This window comes from Rhizobium sp. NLR10b (assembly GCF_019685435.1).
In the GTDB taxonomy this organism is placed as follows: domain Bacteria; phylum Pseudomonadota; class Alphaproteobacteria; order Rhizobiales; family Rhizobiaceae; genus Rhizobium.
The window spans coordinates 33,766-55,900 of record NZ_JABDWV010000011.1; the positions used below are offsets into that span (position 1 = coordinate 33,766).

At 61.7% G+C, this 22,135-nt stretch carries 23 protein-coding genes and 3 pseudogenes; 15 read left to right on the forward strand and 11 right to left on the reverse strand.

Translation table 11 applies throughout. The annotated features are described in order from the left end of the window. Positions 1–2: 2 nt before the first annotated feature. Positions 3–944: a 2-hydroxyacid dehydrogenase gene (locus tag HJB91_RS18785; protein WP_221155699.1), complete on the reverse strand. Its 942-nt coding sequence runs from the start codon at positions 942–944 to the stop codon at positions 3–5. Positions 945–1,079: 135 nt separating this feature from the next. On the opposite strand from HJB91_RS18785, the gene HJB91_RS18790 reads away from it, so the two are divergent. The 7 genes from HJB91_RS18790 to HJB91_RS18820 all read left to right on the forward strand — a co-directional run bounded on the left by HJB91_RS18790 (position 1,080) and on the right by HJB91_RS18820 (position 7,534). Next, on the forward strand, positions 1,080–1,844 hold the full coding sequence (locus HJB91_RS18790; protein ID WP_210633436.1) for an SDR family oxidoreductase: 765 nt from the start codon (positions 1,080–1,082) through the stop codon (positions 1,842–1,844). Positions 1,845–1,857: 13 nt separating this feature from the next. Then, a complete protein-coding gene (locus HJB91_RS18795; protein ID WP_210633437.1) occupies positions 1,858–2,415 on the forward strand; it encodes a gluconokinase in 558 nt (185 codons plus the stop codon). Next, positions 2,405–3,298, forward strand: a complete 894-nt coding sequence (locus HJB91_RS18800) for an NAD(P)-dependent oxidoreductase (protein ID WP_210633438.1) — start codon at positions 2,405–2,407, stop codon at positions 3,296–3,298. The genes HJB91_RS18795 and HJB91_RS18800 overlap by 11 nt, the downstream gene beginning before the upstream one ends. Positions 3,299–3,402: 104 nt before the next feature. After that, entirely contained in the window at positions 3,403–4,899 is a 1,497-nt protein-coding gene (locus tag HJB91_RS18805) for a sugar ABC transporter ATP-binding protein (RefSeq protein ID WP_210633439.1), read from the forward strand. A gap of 18 nt (positions 4,900–4,917) precedes the next feature. Next, positions 4,918–5,958 carry an ABC transporter permease gene (locus HJB91_RS18810; RefSeq protein WP_210633440.1) on the forward strand — a complete coding sequence of 347 codons (1,041 nt, stop codon included), beginning with the start codon at positions 4,918–4,920 and terminating at the stop codon, positions 5,956–5,958. Between the two features lie 50 nt (positions 5,959–6,008). Next, positions 6,009–7,106, forward strand: a complete 1,098-nt coding sequence (locus tag HJB91_RS18815; protein ID WP_221155700.1) for a substrate-binding domain-containing protein — start codon at positions 6,009–6,011, stop codon at positions 7,104–7,106. A gap of 89 nt (positions 7,107–7,195) precedes the next feature. Continuing rightward, positions 7,196–7,534 carry a hypothetical protein gene (locus tag HJB91_RS18820; protein WP_210633442.1) on the forward strand — a complete coding sequence of 113 codons (339 nt, stop codon included), beginning with the start codon at positions 7,196–7,198 and terminating at the stop codon, positions 7,532–7,534. A 186-nt stretch (positions 7,535–7,720) separates the two neighbouring features. On the opposite strand, the gene mctP is transcribed toward HJB91_RS18820, so the two are convergent. From mctP to HJB91_RS18845, 6 genes are all read right to left on the reverse strand, one after another. Beyond that, a complete protein-coding gene (gene mctP / locus HJB91_RS18825; protein WP_210633443.1) occupies positions 7,721–9,196 on the reverse strand; it encodes a monocarboxylate uptake permease MctP in 1,476 nt (491 codons plus the stop codon). Next, on the reverse strand, positions 9,186–9,383 hold the full coding sequence (locus HJB91_RS18830) for a DUF3311 domain-containing protein (protein ID WP_007539443.1): 198 nt from the start codon (positions 9,381–9,383) through the stop codon (positions 9,186–9,188). The genes mctP and HJB91_RS18830 overlap by 11 nt, the downstream gene beginning before the upstream one ends. 12 nt (positions 9,384–9,395) lie before the next feature. Next, positions 9,396–9,527 (reverse strand): hypothetical protein, encoded by a 132-nt coding sequence (locus HJB91_RS30835; protein ID WP_259668926.1) that lies wholly within the window; start codon positions 9,525–9,527, stop codon positions 9,396–9,398. Between the two features lie 101 nt (positions 9,528–9,628). Continuing rightward, positions 9,629–10,300, reverse strand: a complete 672-nt coding sequence (locus HJB91_RS18835; protein WP_210633444.1) for a response regulator transcription factor — start codon at positions 10,298–10,300, stop codon at positions 9,629–9,631. Then, the gene (locus HJB91_RS18840; protein WP_210633445.1) at positions 10,297–11,682 is read right to left on the reverse strand and encodes a cache domain-containing protein; all 1,386 of its coding nucleotides are present in this window, start codon (positions 11,680–11,682) and stop codon (positions 10,297–10,299) included. Before HJB91_RS18840 ends, HJB91_RS18835 begins: the two co-directional genes overlap by 4 nt. 80 nt (positions 11,683–11,762) lie before the next feature. Continuing rightward, entirely contained in the window at positions 11,763–12,227 is a 465-nt protein-coding gene (locus HJB91_RS18845; protein WP_064807195.1) for an Lrp/AsnC family transcriptional regulator, read from the reverse strand. Positions 12,228–12,389: 162 nt separating this feature from the next. Here HJB91_RS18845 and HJB91_RS18850 point away from each other — a divergent pair, with 162 nt between their 5' ends. From HJB91_RS18850 to HJB91_RS18875, 8 genes and pseudogenes are all read left to right on the forward strand, one after another. Then, the gene (locus tag HJB91_RS18850) at positions 12,390–13,169 is read left to right on the forward strand and encodes an ABC transporter ATP-binding protein (protein WP_210633446.1); all 780 of its coding nucleotides are present in this window, start codon (positions 12,390–12,392) and stop codon (positions 13,167–13,169) included. Positions 13,170–13,216: 47 nt separating this feature from the next. Further along, positions 13,217–13,990 (forward strand): transporter substrate-binding domain-containing protein, encoded by a 774-nt coding sequence (locus HJB91_RS18855; protein ID WP_221155701.1) that lies wholly within the window; start codon positions 13,217–13,219, stop codon positions 13,988–13,990. A 12-nt stretch (positions 13,991–14,002) separates the two neighbouring features. Beyond that, a complete protein-coding gene (locus HJB91_RS18860; RefSeq protein ID WP_210633448.1) occupies positions 14,003–14,728 on the forward strand; it encodes an ABC transporter permease in 726 nt (241 codons plus the stop codon). A gap of 12 nt (positions 14,729–14,740) precedes the next feature. Next, entirely contained in the window at positions 14,741–15,430 is a 690-nt protein-coding gene (locus HJB91_RS18865; protein ID WP_221147258.1) for an ABC transporter permease, read from the forward strand. A 73-nt stretch (positions 15,431–15,503) separates the two neighbouring features. Then, positions 15,504–16,412 carry a homocysteine S-methyltransferase family protein gene (locus HJB91_RS18870; protein ID WP_221155702.1) on the forward strand — a complete coding sequence of 303 codons (909 nt, stop codon included), beginning with the start codon at positions 15,504–15,506 and terminating at the stop codon, positions 16,410–16,412. Between the two features lie 147 nt (positions 16,413–16,559). Further along, positions 16,560–16,739 (forward strand): annotated as a pseudogene (locus HJB91_RS30840) (VapC toxin family PIN domain ribonuclease); the annotation flags it as partial. An 11-nt stretch (positions 16,740–16,750) separates the two neighbouring features. Beyond that, a pseudogene (locus tag HJB91_RS30845) lies at positions 16,751–16,852 on the forward strand (succinoglycan biosynthesis protein exoi); the annotation flags it as partial. 146 nt (positions 16,853–16,998) lie between these two features. Continuing rightward, positions 16,999–17,311: pseudogene (locus HJB91_RS18875) on the forward strand (succinoglycan biosynthesis protein exoi). Between the two features lie 510 nt (positions 17,312–17,821). Here HJB91_RS18875 and HJB91_RS18880 read toward each other — a convergent pair. Genes HJB91_RS18880 through HJB91_RS18895 form a run of 4 tightly spaced genes read right to left on the reverse strand, consistent with a single transcriptional unit; the run spans position 17,822 to position 21,839 of the window. Next, positions 17,822–18,592, reverse strand: a complete 771-nt coding sequence (locus HJB91_RS18880) for an ABC transporter ATP-binding protein (RefSeq protein ID WP_210633452.1) — start codon at positions 18,590–18,592, stop codon at positions 17,822–17,824. Between the two features lie 9 nt (positions 18,593–18,601). Next, on the reverse strand, positions 18,602–19,585 hold the full coding sequence (locus HJB91_RS18885; protein WP_221155703.1) for an ABC transporter substrate-binding protein: 984 nt from the start codon (positions 19,583–19,585) through the stop codon (positions 18,602–18,604). A 39-nt stretch (positions 19,586–19,624) separates the two neighbouring features. Next, positions 19,625–20,476 (reverse strand): ABC transporter permease, encoded by an 852-nt coding sequence (locus tag HJB91_RS18890; protein ID WP_210633454.1) that lies wholly within the window; start codon positions 20,474–20,476, stop codon positions 19,625–19,627. Between the two features lie 10 nt (positions 20,477–20,486). Next, the gene (locus HJB91_RS18895) at positions 20,487–21,839 is read right to left on the reverse strand and encodes an LLM class flavin-dependent oxidoreductase (RefSeq protein ID WP_221123326.1); all 1,353 of its coding nucleotides are present in this window, start codon (positions 21,837–21,839) and stop codon (positions 20,487–20,489) included. Positions 21,840–22,135: the final 296 nt, after the last annotated feature.

Below are 22,135 nucleotides of genomic sequence, written 5' to 3' on the forward strand. Positions count from 1 at the left end.
CCTCATACGACCGGAGTCGGAAGCGCGCGACCGGCAAAATACGCGGCGAGATTGTCTCTGACCAGTTTGCCCATGGCCTTGCGGGTTTCGATGGTGCCGGAGCCGTGGTGGGGTTGCAGCACGACGTTTGGCAGCGTCAGGAAGCGCGCATCGATTTTCGGCTCATTGAGGAAAACGTCAAGGCCGGCGGCCTGGATGGTGCGGTTCTGAAGCGCTGCGATCAGTGCCTCCTCGTCGACGGTCGTCCCGCGCGAAACGTTGATCAGCATGCCTTCCGGGCCGAGCGCTTCCAGCACCTCGGCGTTGATGATCTTCATGGTCGCGGCCCCTCCGGGAACGATGACGATCAGGAAGTCGGCCCAATTGGCAAGCGCGACCAGATTGGCTTCATAACCATAGGCGACATCCTGGTCCCTGTTGCGGGCGAAATAGGAGATGTCGCAGCCGAAAGCGGCAGCCCGCCAGGCGATCGCCTTGCCGATCCGCCCCATGCCAACGATCCCGACCTTCTTGCCCGAAACCCGCGTCACCAGCGGCATGGGTACGTTGCCCCACTGGCCGTTGCGGACGAAAACGTCAGCCTGCGGAATCTGGCGCGCGGTGGAAAGCAGCAGTCCGATGGCGATATCGGCGACGTCTTCGGTCAGCACGTCAGGAGTATTCGTCACGCGAATGCCGTTGGCGCGGGCATAGGACAGGTCAATGGCGTCGGTGCCGACGCCGTAACAGGAGACGATCTCCAGCTTCGGCAGTTGTTTCATCAGATCGGCGGAAGCGCCGAGTTCGCCGCGCGTCGCGATCGCGCGGATATTGCTGCCGACTTTCGAAATCAGTTCCTGCCGATGCGCGGCTTCCCACAGGCGGTGGACGCGGTAGGTCGCCTCCAGATCAACCATGTCCCACTCCGGATAGGCCCCGGCCATCAAGATTTCTACGTCAGGCATTCCGTCTCCATCCCGCATTTTGGCTGTTGATTATGTTATCGATAACATATAATTCGGAAAGGCGATGTCAAGTGAGTTTCACCTCAAGTGGCGGTATAAGCCGTCATTCGCAGCGACACCGGAGGAGTGATTTGCATGAAGAACCTCTTTGATCTGACCGGGCGGCTCGCCCTGATCACCGGCTCGAGCCAGGGGATCGGTTATGCGCTGGCCGAGGGCTTGGCGCAGCATGGCGCCGAGGTCGTCATCAACGGCCGCACGCCCGAAAGCGTCAAACGCGCAGTCGAAAGCCTCAAGGCTCAAGGTCTGTCTGCCCATGCGGCCATCTTCGACGTGACCAGCAAGGACGGCGCCAAACAGGGCATCGATGCGATTGAGGCCGATATCGGTCCGCTCGATATCCTGATCAACAATGCCGGCATGCAGTTCCGCACGCCGCTGGAAGATTTCCCGGCGGACAAATGGGAATTGCTGCTGACCACGAATGTTTCCAGCGTCTTTTACGTCGGCCAGGCGGCCGCCAAGGCGATGATCGCCCGCGGTCAGGGCAAGATCATCAACATCGCCTCGGTTCAGAGCGAACTCGCCCGTCCCGGCATTGCTCCCTACACGGCGACGAAGGGCGCGGTGCGCAATCTGACCCGCGGCATGTGCGCCGACTGGGCCAAGCACGGCCTGCAGATCAACGCGATCGCGCCGGGCTATTTCAAGACGCCCCTCAACCAGGCGCTGGTCGACAATCCCGAATTCTCATCCTGGCTCGAAAAGCGGACGCCGGCCGGACGCTGGGGCAATGTCGAGGAACTGGTGGGTGCTGCCGTCTTCCTGTCGGGCCGCGGTTCGTCCTTCATCAACGGCCATACGCTTTATGTCGACGGCGGCATCACGACCTGCCTCTAAGGGAGGTGAGATGATGAACCTCGAGAAAAAGGCACTGCCCCCGGCCGTTGTCGTCATGGGCGTCAGCGGCTGCGGCAAATCCTCGGTTGGAGAACGCATCGCTGCGCAAAACGGCATGCCGTTCCTGGAAGGCGACCAACTCCATCCGGCTGCCAATGTCGAGAAGATGGCAAAGGGCACCCCGCTCACCGACGATGACCGCCTGCCCTGGCTCGACCGGATCGGCGAGGAAATAACGGCGGCGCAAAAGGCGTCGCAGGGTTTGGTGATTTCCTGTTCGGCGCTGAAGAGAAGCTATCGGGACAGGCTGCGGCAGGCGGCAAATGGGCGTCTTGCCTTCGTTTTCCTGGAGGGATCGCGCGAGCTGCTGTTGTCGCGGATGCAGGCCCGTCAGGGCCATTTCATGCCGGCGTCGCTGCTCGACAGCCAGCTTCAGACGCTGGAGCCGCCGACCGGTGAGCCCGGTGTCGTGACGGTGGCGATCGATATGGCTTTGGATGATATGGTGGCGCTGGCTTGTGAGGGGCTGAGCGGCGTGGCCGTCAAGGGAGGAGATTATCATGCAGGATGACCACAGAGCAGATGTCGCCGTCATCGGCGCGGGTATCATGGGAGCGGCGATCGTCACGCGATTGATCGAAACCGGCCACAAAGTATCGGTTTTCGATCTCGATGCTGAAAAGGTCGCGGCGCTGGAAGCCAAGGGCGCCCACGCGGCCGCTTCGGTGGAGGATGCGGTCTCGCGGTCGGAATTCTGCGTGCTCAGCCTCAATCACGCAAACATCGTCCGCGCCGTCGTCTTCGGCGAGAAGGGTATTGCGGCGGCGGCAAACGCCGGCAAGCTGCTGATCGATATGTCCTCGATCGACCCGGCCGAGACCGCCGACATGGCGAAGCGGCTGCGTGGGGAAACGGGCATGGCATGGGTGGATTGCCCGCTTTCGGGCGGCGTGCCCGGCGCGCTCGGCGGAAAGCTGACGATCATGGCCGGTGGCAGCCCCGAGGATTTCGAGCGGGCGCGGGTGGTGATGCGGCATCTTGCCGCCAATTACACGCTGATGGGCGCCTCCGGCGCCGGGCAGACCACCAAGCTGATCAACCAGCTGTTCTGCGCCGTGCTGTTCCAGGCGGTCGCTGAAGCCGTCAAGCTGGCGGAAGCCGGCGGCGTCGATCCCGCCGCCATTCCGGCCGCCCTTGCCGGCGGCAGGGCGGATAGCCGGATATTGCAGGAATTCATGGCAAAATTCGCTGCCCGGGATTTCTCGCCGACAGGCAGGATCGACAATATGCTGAAGGATCTGGACTCGCTTCAGGCCTTTGCGCTGAAGACGAAAACGCCGCTACCGATGACGGGAGCGGTGGTGGAGATTCACCGTCTGCTTTGCGCTGCCGGTCTTGGGCCGAAGGACTCTGCAGAGATGATGCGTCTGCTCGACGGATTTGCCGCCGACTGACCTCATTTCAGGCATGGGAGATTGTCACTTTCCGCTTGACTATTCGGGAATGTTATCGATAACATCCATCCATAACGACAGCTGCAGCTTTGGGAGGAGCCACAGTGGAAGCCAAGAGACTGCTGGAGTTCCAATCGATCACCAAAAGCTTCGGCGGCACGCAGGCGCTGCGTGACGTCTCGATCGACCTGCGCGAGGGCGAGATCCTCGCGCTGCTCGGCGAAAACGGCGCCGGCAAATCGACGCTGATCAAGACGCTGGCCGGCATCTACAAGCCCGACAACGGTGACATCTTGTTCCGCGGCCAGAGCTACCATCATCGCCCGCCGAAGCCGAACGAGCGGCAACCGGTCGCTTTCATCCATCAGGATCTCGGCTTGATCGAATGGATGACGGTCGGTGAGAATATGGGCCTGTCGCAGGGCTTCTCGATGCGCCGGGGCCTGATCGACTGGAACAGGACGCAGGCGCGCGCCAAAGAGGCCTTAAAGCTGGTCGGCTGCGATTTCGATCCGACGACGCGGGTCTCGGCCCTGTCGCGCACCGAAAAATCGCTCGTCGCCATTGCCCGCGCGCTTGCCGTCGAAGCCGACGTTCTGGTGCTCGACGAACCCACAGCGAGCCTGCCCGCCGACGAAGTCGATCGCCTGTTCAATGCGATCCGGCCGCTGAAGGAGCGCGGCGTCGGCATGATCTACGTCTCCCACAGACTGGACGAGATTTTCCGCATCGCCGATCGCGTCGCCGTGCTGCGCGACGGATGCATGGTCGGACAGAAGCCCGTCAGCGAGACCACGCCCGACGAACTGGTGACGATGATCATCGGCCGCAGCGGCGACAGTCTCTTTTCGAAGACGGAGATCAAGCCCGGCAAGGCGATCGTCAAGGTGCGCGACCTGGTCTGCGCCGGCACGAGCCCGATATCCTTCGATATAAGAGAGGGCGAGTTGCTCGGCCTTGCAGGACTGCGCGGCGCAGGCCAGGAACGCATCGGCCGCGCCTTGTTCGGCTGCGAGCCCTTCGGCGGCACGATCCTGATGCATGACCGGGCCCCGGACCTTTCAAGCCCGCTGAGCGCAATGGCGTCGGGCATCGGATTAATTGCCCGTGACCGCACGGAGGAATCCGTCGCACCATCGCTTTCCATTCGGGAAAACACCTACCTCAATCCCGGCGCTGTCGGGCGCGGGCTGTTGTCCTTCCTGTCACCGCGCGGCGAAGCCGATCTTGCCCATGCGATCGGCCATACCGTCGGCCTCAGGCCGAACGATCCGGATCTGCCTGTCGAGGCCCTGTCGGGCGGCAACCAGCAGAAGGTGGTCGTCGGCCGCTGGCTGGCAACCGGCCGCAAGCTGCTGATCGCGGAAGATCCGACCGCCGGCGTCGACATCGGCGCGCGTGCGGAGATCTACCGTCTGATCACCCAGGCGCTGGAGGCCGGTCTCGCAGTCGTCGTGGTGTCGACGGATTTCGAGGAAATCGCCCATATCTGCCACCGCGCGCTGGTTTTCTCGCGCGGCAAAATCGTCAGCGAACTGACTGGAAGGGCTCTGACGACGGAGGCGGTCATCACGGCCGCATCCGCATCGGAAGCTGCTTGAGCCATCGGGAGAACAGCCATGCAATCCATTGAATCCACGGCGCTGGAGCCGACCAAAAGCGAAATGGCCGGCTTGTCCACAGGACAGAAGATCGGGCGCCTGATCCCCGTCTACGGACTGGTGATCCTGACCGTCGGCCTGATCCTGCTCTTCTCGATCATGCTGCCGGATACGTTTCCGACGGTGTTGAACGTCCGTTCGATCGTCTCCGACAAGGCGATCATTGCGCTGCTGTCGCTCGCCGCGATGATCCCGATGGCGTCGGGCCGCATCGACCTGACGGTTGGCTACGGCATCGTGCTCTGGCACATTCTTGCCATCAGCCTGCAGACGGTCTACGGCCTGCCCTGGCCGGTCGCCGTCCTCATCGTTCTTGCGCTCGGCATCCTCACCGGCTTCATCAACGGTCTGCTGGTCGAGGTGGCGAAGATCGACAGCTTCATCGCCACGCTCGGCACGGGAACGGTGCTGTACGCGCTTGCACTTTGGCACACCGGCGGCCGGCAGGTGGTCGGCGTCCTGCCGGAAGGGTTCTACGCGCTGAACGGCACCATGCTGTTCGGCCTCCCGATCACCGGCTTCTACGTGCTGCTGATCGCGATCTGCATGTGGATCGTTCTCGAATACCTGCCGATCGGCCGTTATCTCTACGCCATCGGCGCCAACCCCAAGGCCGCCGCACTCAACGGCATTCCCGTCCGCAAGTTCGTGATGGGCGCATTCGTCACCTCGGGCCTGCTGGCGGCTCTGACGGGGGTTCTCCTCGCCTCGAAGCTGCGCATCGGTCAGGCGAGCGTCGGCCTCGAATATCTCCTCCCGGCACTTGTCGGCGCATTTCTCGGATCGACGACGATCAAGCCGGGACGGGTCAACGTCTGGGGCACCCTGATCGGCGTCATCATCCTGGCGGTCGGTATATCGGGAATTCAGCAATTCGGCGGGTCGTTCTTCGTCGAACCGCTGTTCAACGGCGTAACCCTGCTGATTGCCATCGGCATTGCAGGTTACGCCCAGCGCAAGCGCGGAGCTGTGAGGAGGATCACACCCGCATCCAAATGAGGATGTCGGCCAAGCCGGCATTTCATAACAAACAAAATGGAGGAGTGAACATGAAGCGCAGGACTTTATTGCAGGCAACGGTTGCAACCGTCGCCTTTATGCTCAGCGTGCCGGCACTGGCCGATTCCATGGCGGATGCCAAAGCGGTGGTCGAAAAGTATGCGTCCAAGGTGAGCGCATGGGATGGCCCGACGAGCGGCCCCAAGGGGGCTGCGGGCAAGAACATCGTCGTCCTTGCCGGCGACATGAAGAACGGCGGCATCCTCGGCGTGGCCAACGGCGTGCAGGAAGCGGCCGGCGCGCTCGGCTGGACGGTGAAGGTACTCGACGGCGCCGGCTCGATCGGTGGGCGCACCGCGGCTTTCGGCCAGGCCATGGCGCTGAAGCCGGATGGCATCATCATCAATGGCTTTGACGCGGTCGAGCAGAAGCCGGCGATGGAAGCGGCCAAGGCTGCCGGCATCCCGATGGTGTCCTGGCACGCCGCCTCGGCCGTCGGTCCGGTTGCCGACGTCGGCGTCTTCGCCAACGTCACCACCGATGCGATGGAAGTATCGAAGTCCGCGGCAGACTGGGCCTTCGCCGATGCCGGCGGCAAGCCGGGTGTCATCATCTTCACCGACTCCACCTATGCGATCGCGATCGCCAAGGCCGACCGCATGAAAAAGGAGATCGAGGATCTCGGCGGCACGGTGCTCGAATACGTCGATACCCCGATTGCCGAAACCTCGCAGCGCATGCCGCAGCTCACCACGTCGCTCCTGCAGAAGTACGGTGCGAAATGGACGCATTCGCTGGCGATCAACGACCTCTATTACGACTTCATGGGCCCCTCGCTCGCCTCGGCCGGTATCGCCGGCGACGGAAAGCCGGTCAACGTCGCTGCCGGCGACGGTTCGGAGAGCGCCTATCAGCGCATCCGCGCCAAGCAGTTCCAGGCCGTCACGGTCGCCGAGCCGCTCAACCTCCAGGGTTGGCAACTCGTCGATGAACTGAACCGCGCCTTCGCGGGCGTCCCGTGGTCGGGCTATGTGTCGCCGCTCCACGTGGTGACCAGCGCGAATGTCGAATTCGACGGAGGGCCGAAGAACAGCTTCGATCCCGATAACGGCTATCGCGATCAATACAAGAAAATCTGGGGCAAATAAGCCTTCCCACGGGCGTATCGGAGGATACGCCCTCCCCGCCTCCGCACCACCATCAATCCAGCTCCGGCGAGTTTTGGAAAAGAGAACCCATGATTATTCGTTATGCTTTGTTTGAAGGCGAAATCCATCCCGGCAGAGAAGAGGAATTCCGCGATTTTGTCAGGCAGCGGCTCGTTCCTCTATGGACGAAATTTCCCGGAGCCGAGGAAGTCCGGGTGTTGGATGGAATGGAGCGTGACGAGGGCGCTCCGGTCTATGCCATGGCGCTTGCCATTCGTTATCCCGATATGGATGCGGTGAATGCAGCACTTCTTTCCGATGTGCGGTTCCAGAGCCGCGAGGTGACGGGTGAGCTTCTGAAGCTCTTCACCGGGAAGGTGCATCACCACGTCTTCTCTGCCAGCGAATACCCGCCGCGCGCTGCCTGACACCATGGCGAGCAGCCGTGTCTCGCCCGCGCCAGATGATTGCAAAGGTAGCAAGTCGTTCCAGGCAAATGGCAACGCGGCATTGGTCAGCGATTGGGAAGAGTTCTGATCGCCTGATCTTTCATCAGCTTCTGCCCGAAGCATAAAGCGACGAAGGGCAGCATTTGCTGCCCTTCGCGTTTTCAGCTATGCGCGGGCCGTCGCCCTGGCCGGAAGCAAGGCGTTGACCATGATTGCAACCGCGATGTTTGCCGCAAGCGCCAGCAGCCCGGTATAGACGGTGAAGGGTTCGCCGCCGAGGCTGATCAGATGCAGAGGCTTCCAGCCGGCATCCCAGACCAGGAAGGTGCCGCCGCAGAAGCCGACGAACCAGCCGGCAAGCAGGCCGGGTGCGCGGAACCAGTTGGTATAGAGGCCGAAGACGAGCGCCGGGAGCGTCTGCAGGATCCAGATGCCGCCGAGCAGCTGCAGGTCGAGTGCGAATTGCGTCGGCAGGAAGATGATGACGAGAAGCGCGCCGACCTTGACGACGAGCGACGTCACCTTCGCCACCTTGGCCTCGCCCGCATCGCTGACTTTGGGATCGACATAGGCTTTCCAGAAATTGCGGGTGAAGAGGTTGGCTGCGCCAATGCTCATCACCGCCGCCGGCACCAGTGCGCCGATGGCGATCGCCGCAAAGGCGAAGCCGGAGAACCAGCCCGAAAACAGCGTCTTGAACAGCGTGGGAACGACGTCGTTCGCACTGTCGAGCTTCAGGTTGGCAGCGTGCCCCATATAGCCGAGCAGCGCCAGCAGGCCGAGCAGCAGCGTATAGGCGGGCAGCATGATCGCGTTCTTGCGGATCGTCTTGCCGCTGTTGGAGGCGAAGATGCCGGTCAGCGTATGCGGATACATGAAGGCTGCGAGCGCCGAACCGAGAGCGAGTGTGGCATAGGCGACATATTGGTTGCCACCGAGCAGCAGATTACCGGAGCCCTTGGCCTGGAAAGCCGCATCGGCTGAGGCGAAGACATTCGCATAACCGCCGAGCTTTGATGGGATCAGCGCGACCGCTGCGATCACCACGATATAGATCATGATGTCCTTGACGAAAGCGATCAGCGCCGGTGCGCGCAGGCCCGCCGAATAGGTGTAGAGCGCCAGCACGATGAAGGCGATTGCCAGCGGCAGTTCGCCATGCAGCCCGAGCCCCTTCAGGACCGCCGTCATGCCGACGAGCTGCAGGGCGATGTAGGGCATGGTGGCGATGACGCCCGTGGCCGCGACGGCGAGTTCGAGACCGCGCGATCCGTATTGGCCATGGACGACGTCGGCCGCCGTGACATAGCCGAAATCCTTGGCGCGTTTCCACAGGACCGGCATGACCATGAAGACGAAGGGATAGACGACGATCGTATAGGGTAGCGCGAAGAAGCCGTAGGCGCCGACCGTGTAGACCAGCGCCGGCACGGCGATCACGGTATAGGCTGTATAGAAATCGCCGCCGACGAGGAACCAGGTGATCCAGGTGCCGAAGTTGCGGCCGCCGAGGCCCCATTCATCGATATGGGCGAGGGTCTCGGGCTTGCGCCAGCGGCTGGCGACGAAGCCCATGACGGTGACAAGGGCAAAGAAGAAGATGAAGACGGCAAGCGCCGTGCCGTCGATGTCAGTCGTCATGGCGAACGCTCCGATAGGCGATCCAGGTCAGCGTCGCGGTGATCGGCACCCAGAGAAGCTGATACCAGTAGAAGAAGGGAAAGCCGAAAAGCGACGGCTCACGGAGATTGTAGAATGGCGGCCAGAGCAGCCCTATGTACGGAATGATCAGCAGCCAGAGCGCTGCCTTGCTACGTGGTTTTTCCATGTCGGATACCTTTCAGGCGACGCGGGCGGCGATCGCCATGTTCCAGTTGTCGGCGTGGAAGGCGGGTCTGTCAGCCGGCGGCCGCGGCGAGCCCGGTTCGGATCGCTCGACCTTCCCGGCCGATCGAAGGCTGATGTAACGCATATGAATTCCTCCCAACGACTGACACTTGGCCAGCCGCGGATGGAGTCCTATGGCGTCGGTTTTGTCCTCACAAGATGGGCGCGGGGCCGAAATGCCGGGGCCTACCCAGAAGTGGGTAGGCGCGGATTTCCGCTGATTTTCGAGACGATACCGTGATCGAGCGCATAGCGGATGAGGCCGGCCGTGGTGGCGATGCCGAGCTTCTTCTTGAGGTTCTTGCGGTGCGTTTCCGCCGTCGCGGCGGTTATTCCGAGCGCTTCGGCGATCTCCCTGTTGCTGCTGCCGGCAACGATCAGCCCGAGAATGTCGCGCTCGCGAGGCGTCAGGGGATCACTGCCCTCTTCCGCGCGTTCGCCCATCAGCGCGTCGAAGACACCCGAGGAGAAATAGGTGCCCCCCGCAGCCACGGTGTCGATAGCCGAGACAATCTCGTCAGTCGAAACATCTTTGAGCACGTAACCGGCAGCGCCATGCATGACCGAGGAGGAGATATATTCGCGGCTGTCATGCATGGAGAGCATGACAACACGGGCCTGGGGAAGCTCGCTCCTGAACAGTTCGATCGCATCGATACCGCTGAGTTTCGGCATGTTGATGTCCATCAGCACCACCTGCGGCTGGACCTGCCGGGCGATGTCGAGACCCGTTTGGGCAAGCCCTGCGGTGCCGGCGACTTCGATATGATCGAAGGTTTCGAGCACGGCTTTCAGCCCGTCCAGCACCAGCGGATGGTTGTCGATCAGGAGCACCTTGATTTTCGGGCGTTCGGTCATGCGGCTTCCGCCTGCTTGCCGACGGGCAGATTGGCCGATCTCGGCATCATCGCCGTCAGCGTCGTGCCGGACTCGCTGCTGTTGATAAGCAGCAGGCCGCGGAAGTGGGCCATCCGCTCCTGCATGTTGCGCAGCCCGAGCCCTGATTCGCCGTCTGCGCCGTCCTTGCTGCCGTCGAAGCCGGTGCCGTTGTCTGAAATCGTCATGCGGGCGCGGCCGCCGTCGCTCCAGAGCTTCACCGAAAGCTTCGAGGCGCCCGAGTGCCGCTCGACATTGTTGAAGGCTTCCTGTGCGACGCGATAGAGGGCAGTGTTGGCCTCGGCTTTCAGCGTGCCGGTAAAGCCTGAAGCGTCGATATCAGTCTCGATCCCCGTGCGCTCGGCGAAATGATGACAGAGCGCCTCCAGCGCGGCTGTCAGGCCGAGATCGTCGAGCACGCGGGGGCGCAGATCGTGCGACAGCCGCCGGATTTCCTTGATGGCGCCGTTTAGCGCCTCGACACCACGGTCGATGGTCAGCGCTGCATCGTCGACGTTGGTCCTGACCTTGCGGCCGGCGAGATCCATCGCATAGCGCACCCCGAGAAGATTCTGGGAAATGCCGTCGTGCAGCTCGCGGGCGAGCCGCGCGCGTTCTTCCTCCTGGGTATCGATGACCCGCTGCGTCAGCTCCTTGAGTCGGCCGTCGGCCATACGGCGCTCATGGAAGGTCAGCAGCATGCAGGTCGTGAAGACGACGAGCACCGAAGGTACGGCAATCAGCGCGACGATGACGAAGGTTCGTCTGATGTTGGCGCGCATCACGGCGTTGGCGGCCGCACTCTGGGCAAAGACGTCGTCGAGATAGACGCCGGTTCCCACCACCCAGCGCCATTTGTCGAGGCTGACGACGAAGGAGAGCTTGTCGGCAACCTGCCCGGTCGAGGGTTTCTGCCATTTATATTGATGCAGGCCGCCGCCGGCCTTTGCCGTGGCGATCAGCTCGGCAATGACCTTGTCGCCGTCAGGATCGGTAAGATCCAGCCAATTCTGCCCATGCCGGAAGCTCTGGCGCGGATGAACGATATTGTTGCCGTCATAGTCATAGACGAAGAAATAGCCATCCCTGCCGTAATCGAGCGAAGTCAGAATTTCAGCCACCTGCTGCTTGGCGGCTTCGTCGTCGGGACCGGCCTTATCATAGATCGCTTGGATGGCGGACAAGGCAAGATTGGTCAGGTTGAGGATTTCGGTTTCCTTTGTCTTCAGCATGTTCTGCTCGAACGTGTCGATGCTGTTCTTTGCGAGATTTGCCGATTGCCAGGTGATGAAGGTGGTGATCGCGAGGATCGAGATGACGAGCGGAACGATCGCCAATGCGATGATCTGGTGTCGTAGCGTCAACGGTCATTCCTCCCAAGGATCTGCGCCCGGAATTATGCCCTTTGCCCGATCTGAGTCCAGTCGCTTGCCCGGGCGCGATCCTATTCCAGCGGCACGAACAGGCCGAGCTTGACGTCGCGCAGCACGACATTGGTGTGCATGCGGCGGATCTGCGGATTGTCAGCCATGATGAGGGCGGCGATATCGTCATAATGCTCGACGTCGCGGGCGGTGACGATCGCGATCAGATCGACCGCGCCGGTGACGTAATAGACCTGCTGGATATGATCCTGTTTTTCCGCCCAGACGCGGAACTTCGCCAAGGCGTCGTAATTGTCCCGCTCGATCTCCATCCCGACGATGAACACCATCGATGTTCCCGTCGCCTTCCGGTCGAGGACGGCGACCTCCGCTTTGATGATCCCTTCCTCGCGCAGGCGCTTCAACCGCCGCTGCACGGCCGAGACCGACAACCCCACCCGTTCGGCGATCGTTTCGGCCTTCAGCTGGCAGTCGCGCTGAACGATATCGAGAATGTCACGATCAAAACGATCCAGCTGTTCCATTGTCCAGTCCATTTCGGCGTTTCGCGGCTCATGCGTTCTGCCCGATTTGCCGCATGAGAAAGATTATTTTGCACATTAAATGCAGAAGAGGCAGAAATTGCGCGAAAAAACCGCGCAACTTTATCATTATCCTTCGCAAACTCATTTCAGCCGGACCCATGCATGTCGGATCAGTCCATTCCTGCTCTTCGCGTCGAAGATCTTCATAAAAGCTTCGGCTCGCAACAGGTTCTCAAGGGTATTTCGGCTGAGGCCCATAAGTCTGACGTCATCTCCATTATCGGCTCGTCCGGTTCTGGCAAGAGCACCTTCCTCAGATGCATCAATTTTCTGGAAACGCCGGATCGCGGCCGCATCGCCGTGAACGGCGAGGCGGTCGCTCTGAAGACCGGTCGCGGCGGACGGCTGCAGCCGCAGAGCTGGCGGCAGATCGAGCGGCTGCGAACCGGGCTCGGCATGGTCTTTCAGAGCTTCAATCTCTGGGCCCATCGGACCGTGCTGGAAAACGTCATCGAGGCGCCGGTGCATGTCATGGGCGTTTCCAGGCGCGAGGCGATCGAAAAGGCGGAAGCCCTGCTGCACAAGGTCGGGCTCTTCGACAAGCGTGATGCCTATCCCGCCTTTCTCTCCGGCGGCCAGCAGCAGCGCGCGGCGATCGCAAGAGCGCTCTGCGTCGATCCCGCCGTCATGCTGTTCGATGAGCCGACATCGGCGCTCGATCCCGAACTGGTTGGCGAGGTGCTGAAAGTCATCCGCGATCTGGCGGAAGAGGGCCGGACCATGCTGATCGTCACGCATGAAATGCGCTTCGCCCGCGACGTCTCGAGTCGCGTCCTCTTCCTGCACCAGGGTCGGATCGAGGAGGAAGGCACGCCGGAGCAAGTCTTCGGGGCACCTGTCAGCGCCCGCTGCCGGGAATTCACTCGTCTCAGCGCCCACTGAACCGCCATCGAGCCATCACCACAACACGAACCAGGAGAATCCTGCGAATGAAACTGCTCCCCACGCTTTTCGCCGGCGTCGCATTTGCGCTTTCCGCCGTCGCGGCACAGGCCGACGTCCGCTTCGGCGTCATGAACGAATCTTATCCGCCCTTCTTCGCCAAGGACGCTTCGGGCCAGTGGCAGGGATGGGAAATCGATCTGATGAATGCCGTCTGCGAAGAGATGAAGGAGAGGTGCTCGATCGTCGAGATCTCTTGGGATGGCCTCATTCCGGCTCTTGAGAGCAAGAAGTTCGACGTGATCTGGTCGTCGATGTCGAACACCGCGGAACGCTCGAAGGTGATCGACTTCACCGATAAATACTACAACACGCCGAGCACGCTGATCGGCCCCAAGGATCAGAAGCCGGGCGCCACGGCAGAGGACGTGAAGGGCAAGACCATCGGTATCCAAGTGTCGACGATCCAGTCGGAATATTACAAGAAGCATTTTGCCGACGTCGCCGAGGAAAAGACCTACCAGACGCTCGACGAGGCTTTCCAGGATCTCGCCTCCGGCCGCATCGATTACGTCTTCGGCGATTCGCTGGCGCTTGACGCCTTCCTGAAAAGCGATGCCGGCAAGGATTGCTGCGCCAACATGGGCGATGTCGCCGACGACAAGGAGATCCTTGGGGCTGGCGTTTCCGGCGGCCTGCGCAAGGAAGATACGGAGCTGAAAGCCAAGCTGAACAAGGCGATATCAGCGGTTCGCGCCAACGGTCAGTACGACGCGATCACCAAGAAGTACTTCGACTTCGATATCTACGGCGCGAAGTAAGCACTTCTAGAGATGGCGACCGCGCAACAAGGCATTCTGGACCTGCTGTCCCCCTATCCTCCGGGATGGGGCGGCGTTCTCTTGGCAGGTGCAGTCTCCACGGTCGCCATCTCGGCCTGCGCCTTTGCCGTCGGTCTGCTGCTCGGCACGGGCGGCGCGCTGGGAAAGCTTTCGGGCAATCCAGTGCTCCGCCTGCTGCTTGATTTCTATACCACCGTCATTCGCGCTGTTCCCGAGCTGATCCTGATCGTCGGGCTCTATTATGCCGGCACCGACGGCCTCAACCGGCTGCTGGCGGCTTTCAATCTGCCGCCGCTCGAGGTGAACGGTTTCGTCGCCGCCGTCGCCGTGCTCGGCTTCGTGCAGGGCGCCTATATGACCGAGGTGCTGCGCGGCGCGATCCTCGCCATTCCCGTCGGCCAGATTGAAGCCGCCAAGGCTTTCGGCATGGGACCGGTGCTGCGGTTCCGCCGCATCCTGCTGCCGGCGCTGTTGCCGAACGCGCTGCCGGGGCTTGCTAATTTGTGGATGTCGGTGACCAAGGATAGCGCGCTGGTCGCCGTCGTCGGCTATCAGGAACTGGCGCTCGCCACCCGTCTCGCCGGGGCAAGCACCAAACATTACTTCGTGTTTTTCCTCGCCTCGGCTCTTCTCTATCTCGCCATCACACTCGCTTCCAACGTCGTCTTCAAACTGATCGAAGGGCGGGTGCGGCGGGGACAGCCGCGTCTGGCCTGAAGAAAGCGCGCCATGAGTTTCACCTGGATCTCCTCCTATTGGCCGCTGCTTCTGACGGGCGCCTGGCAGACCGTAGCGCTGCTGGTCATATCAGTGGTGCTCGGTTTCGTGATCGCCATCGGTCTCGCTTTCGCGCAGGTCAGCGGCGGCAGGCTGACGCGGCTTGCCGCCCGCGGCTACTGCACCTTCTTCCGCGGCACGCCACTGCTGATCCAGCTTTGGCTCCTCTATTACGGGGTCGGCTCGCTGCTGCCGATGATCCCTGGCATCCGCCAGAGCCTGTTTTGGCCGATCCTGCGCGAGGGGTTTTTCTTCGCTTCCGTCAGCTTCACGCTGAATTATGCGGCCTATGAGGCCGAGGTGCTGCGCGGTGCGCTGCTTGCCGTTCCCAAGGGCGAGCTTGAAGCCGGTCGGGCCTTCGGCCTGTCGCCCTGGAAGCTAACCCGCCGTATCTGGTTGCCGCGCGCCATTCGCATCGCCCTGCCGACCATTGCCGGAGAGATCGTCATGCAGCTCAAGGCGACGCCGCTCGCCTTCACCGTGACGGTGATGGATCTCTACGCCGTCGCCAACAAGGTTCGCCAGGACACGTTGCTCGTCTACGAACCGCTCATCGTCGTCACCCTCTTTTATCTCGCCCTGACCGCCGTTATCGCCCGCGTCTTTCGAGGTCTCGAAGCGCAGGTGCCGGTTCGCCGCTAGGCGGAAGCTCGCCACTTTATTTTGAAAAGCCCGCCGCCGATGACGGCGCGACAGCCTGGATGGAGACTACCTCATGAGCACAACGCGAATTCTCGATGGCGGCATGAGCCGCGAGCTTCTGCGGCTGGGCGCCGAACTGAAGCAGCCGGAATGGTCGGCGCTGGCGCTGATGAATTCGCCCGACATCGTGCGGGAGGTACACAGGGAATTCATCGCCGCCGGCTCTGAGATCATCACGACGAACAGCTATGCGCTCGTGCCCTTCCATATCGGTGAAGACCGATTTCAGCAGGAGGGGCCTGCTCTGATTCGCCTTGCCGGGCGCCTGGCGCGCGAGGCTGCCGATGCCGTGACCGGCCGGAGAGTGCTGGTCGCCGGCTCGCTGCCACCGATCTTCGGCTCCTACGAGCCTGAGAATTTCCAGCCTTCCCGGGTGCAGGACTATCTCAAGGTGCTGGTCGAAAACCTCGCTCCCTTCGTCGACCTGTGGCTCGGCGAGACTTTGAGCCTGATTGCCGAGGGCGAGGCCGTCCGCGAGGCAGTGGCGGCATCGGGCAAGCCGTTCTGGATTTCGTTCACACTGGCGGATGACGAGGCGGCGACCAGGGGCGGCGTGCCTAAACTCCGCTCCGGCGAAAGCGTCGAGGAGGCGGCTTCCTGGGCGGTGTCGTCGGGTGCTGAGGCTTTCCTGTTCAATTGCAGCAAGCCGGAGGTCATGCAGCGCGCGGTCGAGACGGCGGCACGGGTGTTCCGGGAGAGGAATGCGCAGATCGAAATCGGCGTCTATGCCAATGCCTTCGAAGGAGAAACGGGCGAGGCAGCCGCCAATGAAGGCCTGCACGATACCCGTAATGACCTGAACGACGACGCCTATTCGCGCTTTGCCTGTTCCTGGACCGAAGCGGGTGCCACGATCATCGGCGGCTGCTGCGGCATCGGCGCTGCCCATATTCATCGCCTCAGAAGGACGCTTTCGCGCTGAGGCGATATCTTGGCCGCGGGTGACGGTCGCCGTGCCGCCGCTCAGCCCTTGATTGTTTCGAGCATATTCATGTGATGATGGCGCAGGTCGCCCATTCCGCCTCGGCGACGGGCGTCTGTCACTTCTTTCGCGAAGCTTGCCGTTCACCCATTCGCGGTGGCTTGGGGAGATCTGATGGGTCACGCAAAGCGGAGCGGCCGTGGCTTATCGTCGATGGATGGGTTGATCGCTGCGACCGCGGTTGCTCACGATCTTGCCCTAGCGACGCGCAACACCAGGGGCTTCGAAGGTTTTGGAATCGAGCTCGTGGATCCATGGGTCGGGTGAAACGCTGTTAGGGCAACATCTCCATCGAGACGGGCGAGCGCATCTTCCATGTGCCGGTGCAGCGATATTACGAGCAGACGAAGATCAGCCCAAAGTTGGGCCGCCGTCGCTGAGATTGTTTTCCGCGTCGACCAATGCCGCCTCTGCGGTCGTCAGCCGCGAGCCCTCCTACGGCGCCGTGTCAGATAAGCTCTTTTGGATAGATATTCGCCGTGCCCTAGGGGGTTACAGTCTCCGCCCGAAATGACGGAGATGGGGCATGCGTCACAATAATCGCAATCCGCAGAGATCAGTGCTGTTCGAGGCGCCGGGGTTGCTCATCGGCGCTCTCGCATTTGGCGCCGCCGGCGGCTGACTGTCAGCGACTTGCTCGCCTTATGGAGCACTTCAGGCCGCTCCGGACAGTCGTTCAGGATCAAGGGCAACATCCCATCGAGACGAGCGAGCGCATCTTTCATGTGCCGGTGCAGCGATACTACGAGCAGACTAAGATCAACCCCAAGTACGGAGAACGGCGGTTCTGCTCGGAATTCGGAGCTTGGGCCGCTGACTGGCGGAAATCGAAATCGTAGTGAGCGGAGAGGACAACACGCCATCGCACACGCCGCTCGTCAACACCAGTAACGACTGGTGCGAATAAATCCTCAATAAGAGATCGATGCACGGAACCTTACCGATCCTATCTTATTGTATTAGCAGGAAAGCACGGGTGTTCCTCCTGTGCGATCCGTGTTGCAAGACTTGCCCCGTTTCGGCGGGGCTTTTTTGTCCGGCATCGTACCGGAACTGCATTGGGACAACGAAGTTGACTCACCGGATCGCGGGCGAGAGGTAGTAACTTCGGATCGCACATGCCTTTCACCTAGCGATCCACCCCATCCAAGAGTTGGGTCGTGCGGAGGCAATTTTCCCGTCCGCTCCCAAGCGACGCTCCGGACGGCCCGACACTTTCGACGATCTCACCTCATTTCACGAAGCCATCGGCAAACGAATCATAAGAACTGCCCCGGCTGTGCGGCCGGAGCTGTCTTCATTCCTCTATCCCATTTGCGAGTTGCTAACGGCTGCCCGCAAAGCATCCGTCAATGCAATCCAAATAGGTTCAGCAGTTGCTCGCGGTGGCGGACGAATTCCGTCGCGCTGCGGTCGCGGGGTCGGGGCAGATCGATGTCGATCAGGCGCGGCTCGGCTCCTTTTTCCCGTGGCAGGATCAGGATCCGGTCGGCGAGATAAATCGCCTCCTCGAGATCGTGCGTGACGAGAATGGTCGTCACATCCTCATCGCGCCAGATCCGGGCGAGCTCCTGTTGCATGCCGATCTTGGTCATCGCGTCGAGCGCACCAAGCGGTTCGTCGAGCAGCAGGATTTCGGGCTGGACGACAAGTGCGCGGGCGATGCCGACGCGCTGCGCCATGCCTCCCGAGAGCTGCCGGGGGTAGGCGGCTTCGAATTGCTGCAGGCCGACGAGCTTGACGTAGCGGCGCGCCCTCTCCCTCGCCTGTTGACGCGTCAGACCTCTCGTTTCCAGGCCGAATGCCACGTTGTCGAGTACATCAAGCCAGGGAAGAAGGCGCGGCTCCTGGAAGATGACGGCGCGTTCGGCGCCGACTCCTCGTATTGCCTTGCCGTCGACCAGCACCTCTCCGGTATCGGAATCCTCAAGTCCGGCCAGAACCCTGAGCAGGGTCGTCTTGCCCGAACCGCTGGCGCCGACGATGGCGAGGCTTTCGCCGGAGCGGATATGGAGATTGATATCCTTCAGAACCTGCAGCGATTTGCCGTTCAGCTTGTAGGATTTGGAGAGGCGACGGATCGTCACCTCCCCGCGGCGAATGTTCTCAGCGACGCTCATCACGCCTCCTCAATTGCTCGCCGGTTTGGCGTCGGCCGTATAGAGGATGTCCTTGGCCGCCAGTTGGCCCTGCTTCAGTTTGCCTTCGCGAACCAGCACGTCGATCCAGAACTGGATGTCGCGCTCGACCGGGAGACCGCCGGCGCGCACGCCGTAGCCGCGGAAATACTGTGCGATATCAGCGTTCTCGCCGCGTTCGGCTAACGCCTTGGCCAGGATCTTCTTGGTTTCCTCGGGATGCTCGCGGGCATAGTCGAGGGCGCGGGCCGACTGTTCGACGAAGATTTTCGAGGCTTCCGGATGTTGCTTGATGAAATCGCTGCGCAGGACGACGAAGCCGCCGGCGATGTCGCCAAGTACGTCGGTATCGTCGAAAACCGGGCGCAGGCCGCCGTTCTTCAGCGCTGCACCCTCGAAGGTTGTCTGCCAATAACCGAAGGCGGCGATATCGACCTGCTTGGAGCGCAGTACCTGTTCGAGCTGCGGCCCGGGAACGACGACCTGGTTGGCGGAGTCGCTCGGCAGACCGACCGAATGCAATGCCTCGCGGATCGTGTAGTCAAGATGCGCGCCGAGCGTGTTGACCGCGATGCTCTTGCCGACGATGTCCTTGATCGTTTTGATCGGGCTGTCTTCCAGCACGTAGAAGGTCGACTGCACCTCGTCATTGATGCCGTTCGACGGATAGGCGGCGACGAAGTCGTTGCCGCCGATAATCGAATTGAGGACGGCGGAGGTGGCGGCGCTGCCGATCTCGACATCGCCGGACGCCAGGGCGATGAGAGAGGCCGGTCCGCCCTGGGCATAGCCGACATTCTCCAGTGTGATGCCCGTGCCGTCGAAATAGCCGAGTTCGGCGGCAAGTTCATGGGCGGCAAGACCGCCCTGGCTAGCGAGGTAGCGCAGCTTGACCGTGTCGGTGGCTGCGGCCGGCGTGGCAAGACCGAGAGCGATCACAGCCGGCAGAAGAAGATTGCGGGGGTGGAATGTCATGGAATATCCTTTCGGAAGAGGAGATTTGCGGGAAGCGGGTTACGTGCTCGGCTGAGACCAGCGGCAGAGACGGCGCTGCAGGAGAACGAGCAGGGCATTCGCGGCAAGCCCGAGGAAGGCGAGCAGCAGGATCGCCGCAAACATCAGCGGGATCTGGAAATTGTACTGGGCGTTCATCACCTGAAAGCCGATGCCCTTGTTGGCGCCGATCATCTCGGCAGCGATCAGCAGCAGAAGCGCCGTCGTCGCCGAAAGTCGCAAGCCGACGAAAATCGCCGGGACGGAGGCCGGCAGAATGACGCGGCGAAAGACGGTCAGCGGTCCGGCGCCATAGGTGCGAGCCATTTCGATGAGCTTCTTGTCCACTTCCTTGACGCCGCCGATCGTCGAGAGCAGCACGGGAAACAGTGTCGCCCAGAAGATCACGAATATCTTGGAGGTTTCACCGAGCCCGAGCAGCAGGATGAAGACCGGATAGAGAGCCAGCGCCGAGGTCTGCCGGAAGAGCTGCAGGATCGGGTCGAGCGCCTGTTCAACCAGGCGGAATTGGCCCATGAACAGGCCGAGCGGAATACCGACAACGACCGCGAAGGCGAAAGCGGTTCCGGAGCGCTGCAGGCTGATGGCGATGTCATCGAGCAAGGCGCCATTGGCAAGATTGGTCCACAGCGCCGACAGGATCACGTTCAAGGGCGGGAAGACGGCGGGATTGATCCAGCCCCTGGTGCTCGACACCTGCCAGAGCACGAGGAAGCTGATGAGCAGACCGTAGCGCGGCAGAAATGCCGCGAGCACTCCGCGCACATGGGAAACCAGAGGAGAACTACTGCCTTTGCTGCTTTTCAGACGGTCGAAGCTTCTCGGAAGAGCCTGGTTGATTTCGTAGGCCATGGATTTCTCCTCACTCCGCTGCCTCAAGGACGGCGCGTCCGGCAGTCCAGCGGTTTGTCGGGAAAGGCAGGCCGAGGTTTTCCCGGAGCGTCTTGCCCTCGTAGGCCGTGCGGAACAGGCCGCGGCGTTGGAGTTCCGGAATAACCAGATCGACAAAGTCCTCGAGCGCCGTTGGCAGCCAGGGTGGCAAAATGTTGAAGCCGTCGGCCGCTTCGTTCTCGAACCATGTCTGCAGCGTATCGGCGATCTGCTCTGCCGTGCCGACGATGGTGTAGTGCCCTCGGGCCGAGGCGATCCACTGGTAGAGCTGGCGGATGGTGAAGTTGTTTTCGTCTGCGATCTGACGGATGAGTGCCTGGCGGCTTTTCATGCCTTCCGTCGGCGGTGCGGGCGGAAGAGGCCCGTCGAGATCGTAGCCGTGCAGGTCGAGCGTGCCGCCGGTGAGGCCGTTGAGCAGGCCGATCCCGTCTTCTTCGAGGATGAGCGAGGTCAGGCGATCATACTTCTCGCGTGCCTCCGCCTCGGTCCTGCCGACGAAGGCGGATACGCCGGGCATGACGAGGATATGATCGGGATTGCGGCCGAGGCTGCGGGCGCGTGCCTTGATATCGCGGTAGAACTCCTGGGCGGTTTCGATATGCTGGTGGGCGGTGAAGATGACTTCGGCGGTTGCTGCGGCAAGTCCGCGGCCGTCTTCCGACTGTCCGGCCTGCACGATAACGGGATGCCCCTGTGGCGAGCGCGAGACGTTGAGTGGGCCGCGCACGCTGAAATGTTCGCCGCGGTGGTCGGTGTCGTGCAGCTTCGCCGGATCGAAGAAGACGCCGGTCTCCTTGTCGCGGATGAACGCGTCGTCCTCGAAGCTCTCCCAGAGTTTGCGGACGACATCGACATGCTCGGCGGCGCGGCGATATCGTTCGGCATGCGGCAGCTGCGTTTCACGGTTGAAGTTTTGCGCGGTGAGATCGCCCGTCGTGGTGACCACGTTCCAGCCGGCACGGCCATCCGAGATCAGATCCAGCGAGGCGAACTTGCGGGCTGTCGTATAGGGCTCCTCGTAGGTGGTCGAGGAGGTCGCGATAAAGCCGAGGTGAGTGGTGAGCGGCGCAAGAGCGGAGAACAAGGTGACGGGCTCGAAGCCGGCCACGCGGGCGTTGCCGCCTTCACGCGCTCCGCCGAAACCGACCGCCAATCCATCGGCCAGGAAGTAAGCATCGAAGAGGCCGCGTTCGGCCGTGAGTGCCAGCTGCTTGTGAAACTCGAAACTGGTCGCACCGTCGACCGGCTGGTCGGGATGCCGCCACGATGCAACATGCTGTCCACCGCCAGGAAGAAATGCCCCAAGCCTGATTTTGCGCGTCATTTGCGTCCTCTCCGTTCACCGGCGACAGCCTGTCTTGCCAAGCAGCAAGGCAGAAATACCTGTCGCTGAGAACATCAGAATACGTACTCTATAAATTTAATAGAGAAACTTCATTCCGTAGTTTCGGTAGAAGGGTGAATAGATTTGCGGGATTGGACTGAATCCCGAAATCAACATCGAAGCGCAGAACAACACATGGCCTGTCCTGCGGCGGCTCTTCGACATGCAACTGTGATTTAAGGAAGCACACAGCGCGTTAAGGGAAGCACGCTGAGCGGTGCGGCTTCCTTCAGCAA

Coding starts and splice junctions, on each gene's coding strand:
- HJB91_RS18785 (WP_221155699.1), bottom strand. CDS start 944: ATGCCTGACGTAGAAATCTTGATGGCCGGGGCCTATCCGGAGTGGGAC.
- HJB91_RS18790 (WP_210633436.1), top strand. CDS start 1,080: ATGAAGAACCTCTTTGATCTGACCGGGCGGCTCGCCCTGATCACCGGC.
- HJB91_RS18795 (WP_210633437.1), top strand. CDS start 1,858: ATGAACCTCGAGAAAAAGGCACTGCCCCCGGCCGTTGTCGTCATGGGC.
- HJB91_RS18800 (WP_210633438.1), top strand. CDS start 2,405: ATGCAGGATGACCACAGAGCAGATGTCGCCGTCATCGGCGCGGGTATC.
- HJB91_RS18810 (WP_210633440.1), top strand. CDS start 4,918: ATGCAATCCATTGAATCCACGGCGCTGGAGCCGACCAAAAGCGAAATG.
- HJB91_RS18815 (WP_221155700.1), top strand. CDS start 6,009: ATGAAGCGCAGGACTTTATTGCAGGCAACGGTTGCAACCGTCGCCTTT.
- HJB91_RS18820 (WP_210633442.1), top strand. CDS start 7,196: ATGATTATTCGTTATGCTTTGTTTGAAGGCGAAATCCATCCCGGCAGA.
- mctP (WP_210633443.1), bottom strand. CDS start 9,196: ATGACGACTGACATCGACGGCACGGCGCTTGCCGTCTTCATCTTCTTC.
- HJB91_RS18830 (WP_007539443.1), bottom strand. CDS start 9,383: ATGGAAAAACCACGTAGCAAGGCAGCGCTCTGGCTGCTGATCATTCCG.
- HJB91_RS30835 (WP_259668926.1), bottom strand. CDS start 9,527: ATGCGTTACATCAGCCTTCGATCGGCCGGGAAGGTCGAGCGATCCGAA.
- HJB91_RS18835 (WP_210633444.1), bottom strand. CDS start 10,300: ATGACCGAACGCCCGAAAATCAAGGTGCTCCTGATCGACAACCATCCG.
- HJB91_RS18845 (WP_064807195.1), bottom strand. CDS start 12,227: ATGGAACAGCTGGATCGTTTTGATCGTGACATTCTCGATATCGTTCAG.
- HJB91_RS18850 (WP_210633446.1), top strand. CDS start 12,390: ATGTCGGATCAGTCCATTCCTGCTCTTCGCGTCGAAGATCTTCATAAA.
- HJB91_RS18855 (WP_221155701.1), top strand. CDS start 13,217: ATGAAACTGCTCCCCACGCTTTTCGCCGGCGTCGCATTTGCGCTTTCC.
- HJB91_RS18860 (WP_210633448.1), top strand. CDS start 14,003: ATGGCGACCGCGCAACAAGGCATTCTGGACCTGCTGTCCCCCTATCCT.
- HJB91_RS18865 (WP_221147258.1), top strand. CDS start 14,741: ATGAGTTTCACCTGGATCTCCTCCTATTGGCCGCTGCTTCTGACGGGC.
- HJB91_RS18870 (WP_221155702.1), top strand. CDS start 15,504: ATGAGCACAACGCGAATTCTCGATGGCGGCATGAGCCGCGAGCTTCTG.
- HJB91_RS18880 (WP_210633452.1), bottom strand. CDS start 18,592: ATGAGCGTCGCTGAGAACATTCGCCGCGGGGAGGTGACGATCCGTCGC.
- HJB91_RS18885 (WP_221155703.1), bottom strand. CDS start 19,585: ATGACATTCCACCCCCGCAATCTTCTTCTGCCGGCTGTGATCGCTCTC.
- HJB91_RS18890 (WP_210633454.1), bottom strand. CDS start 20,476: ATGGCCTACGAAATCAACCAGGCTCTTCCGAGAAGCTTCGACCGTCTG.
- HJB91_RS18895 (WP_221123326.1), bottom strand. CDS start 21,839: ATGACGCGCAAAATCAGGCTTGGGGCATTTCTTCCTGGCGGTGGACAG.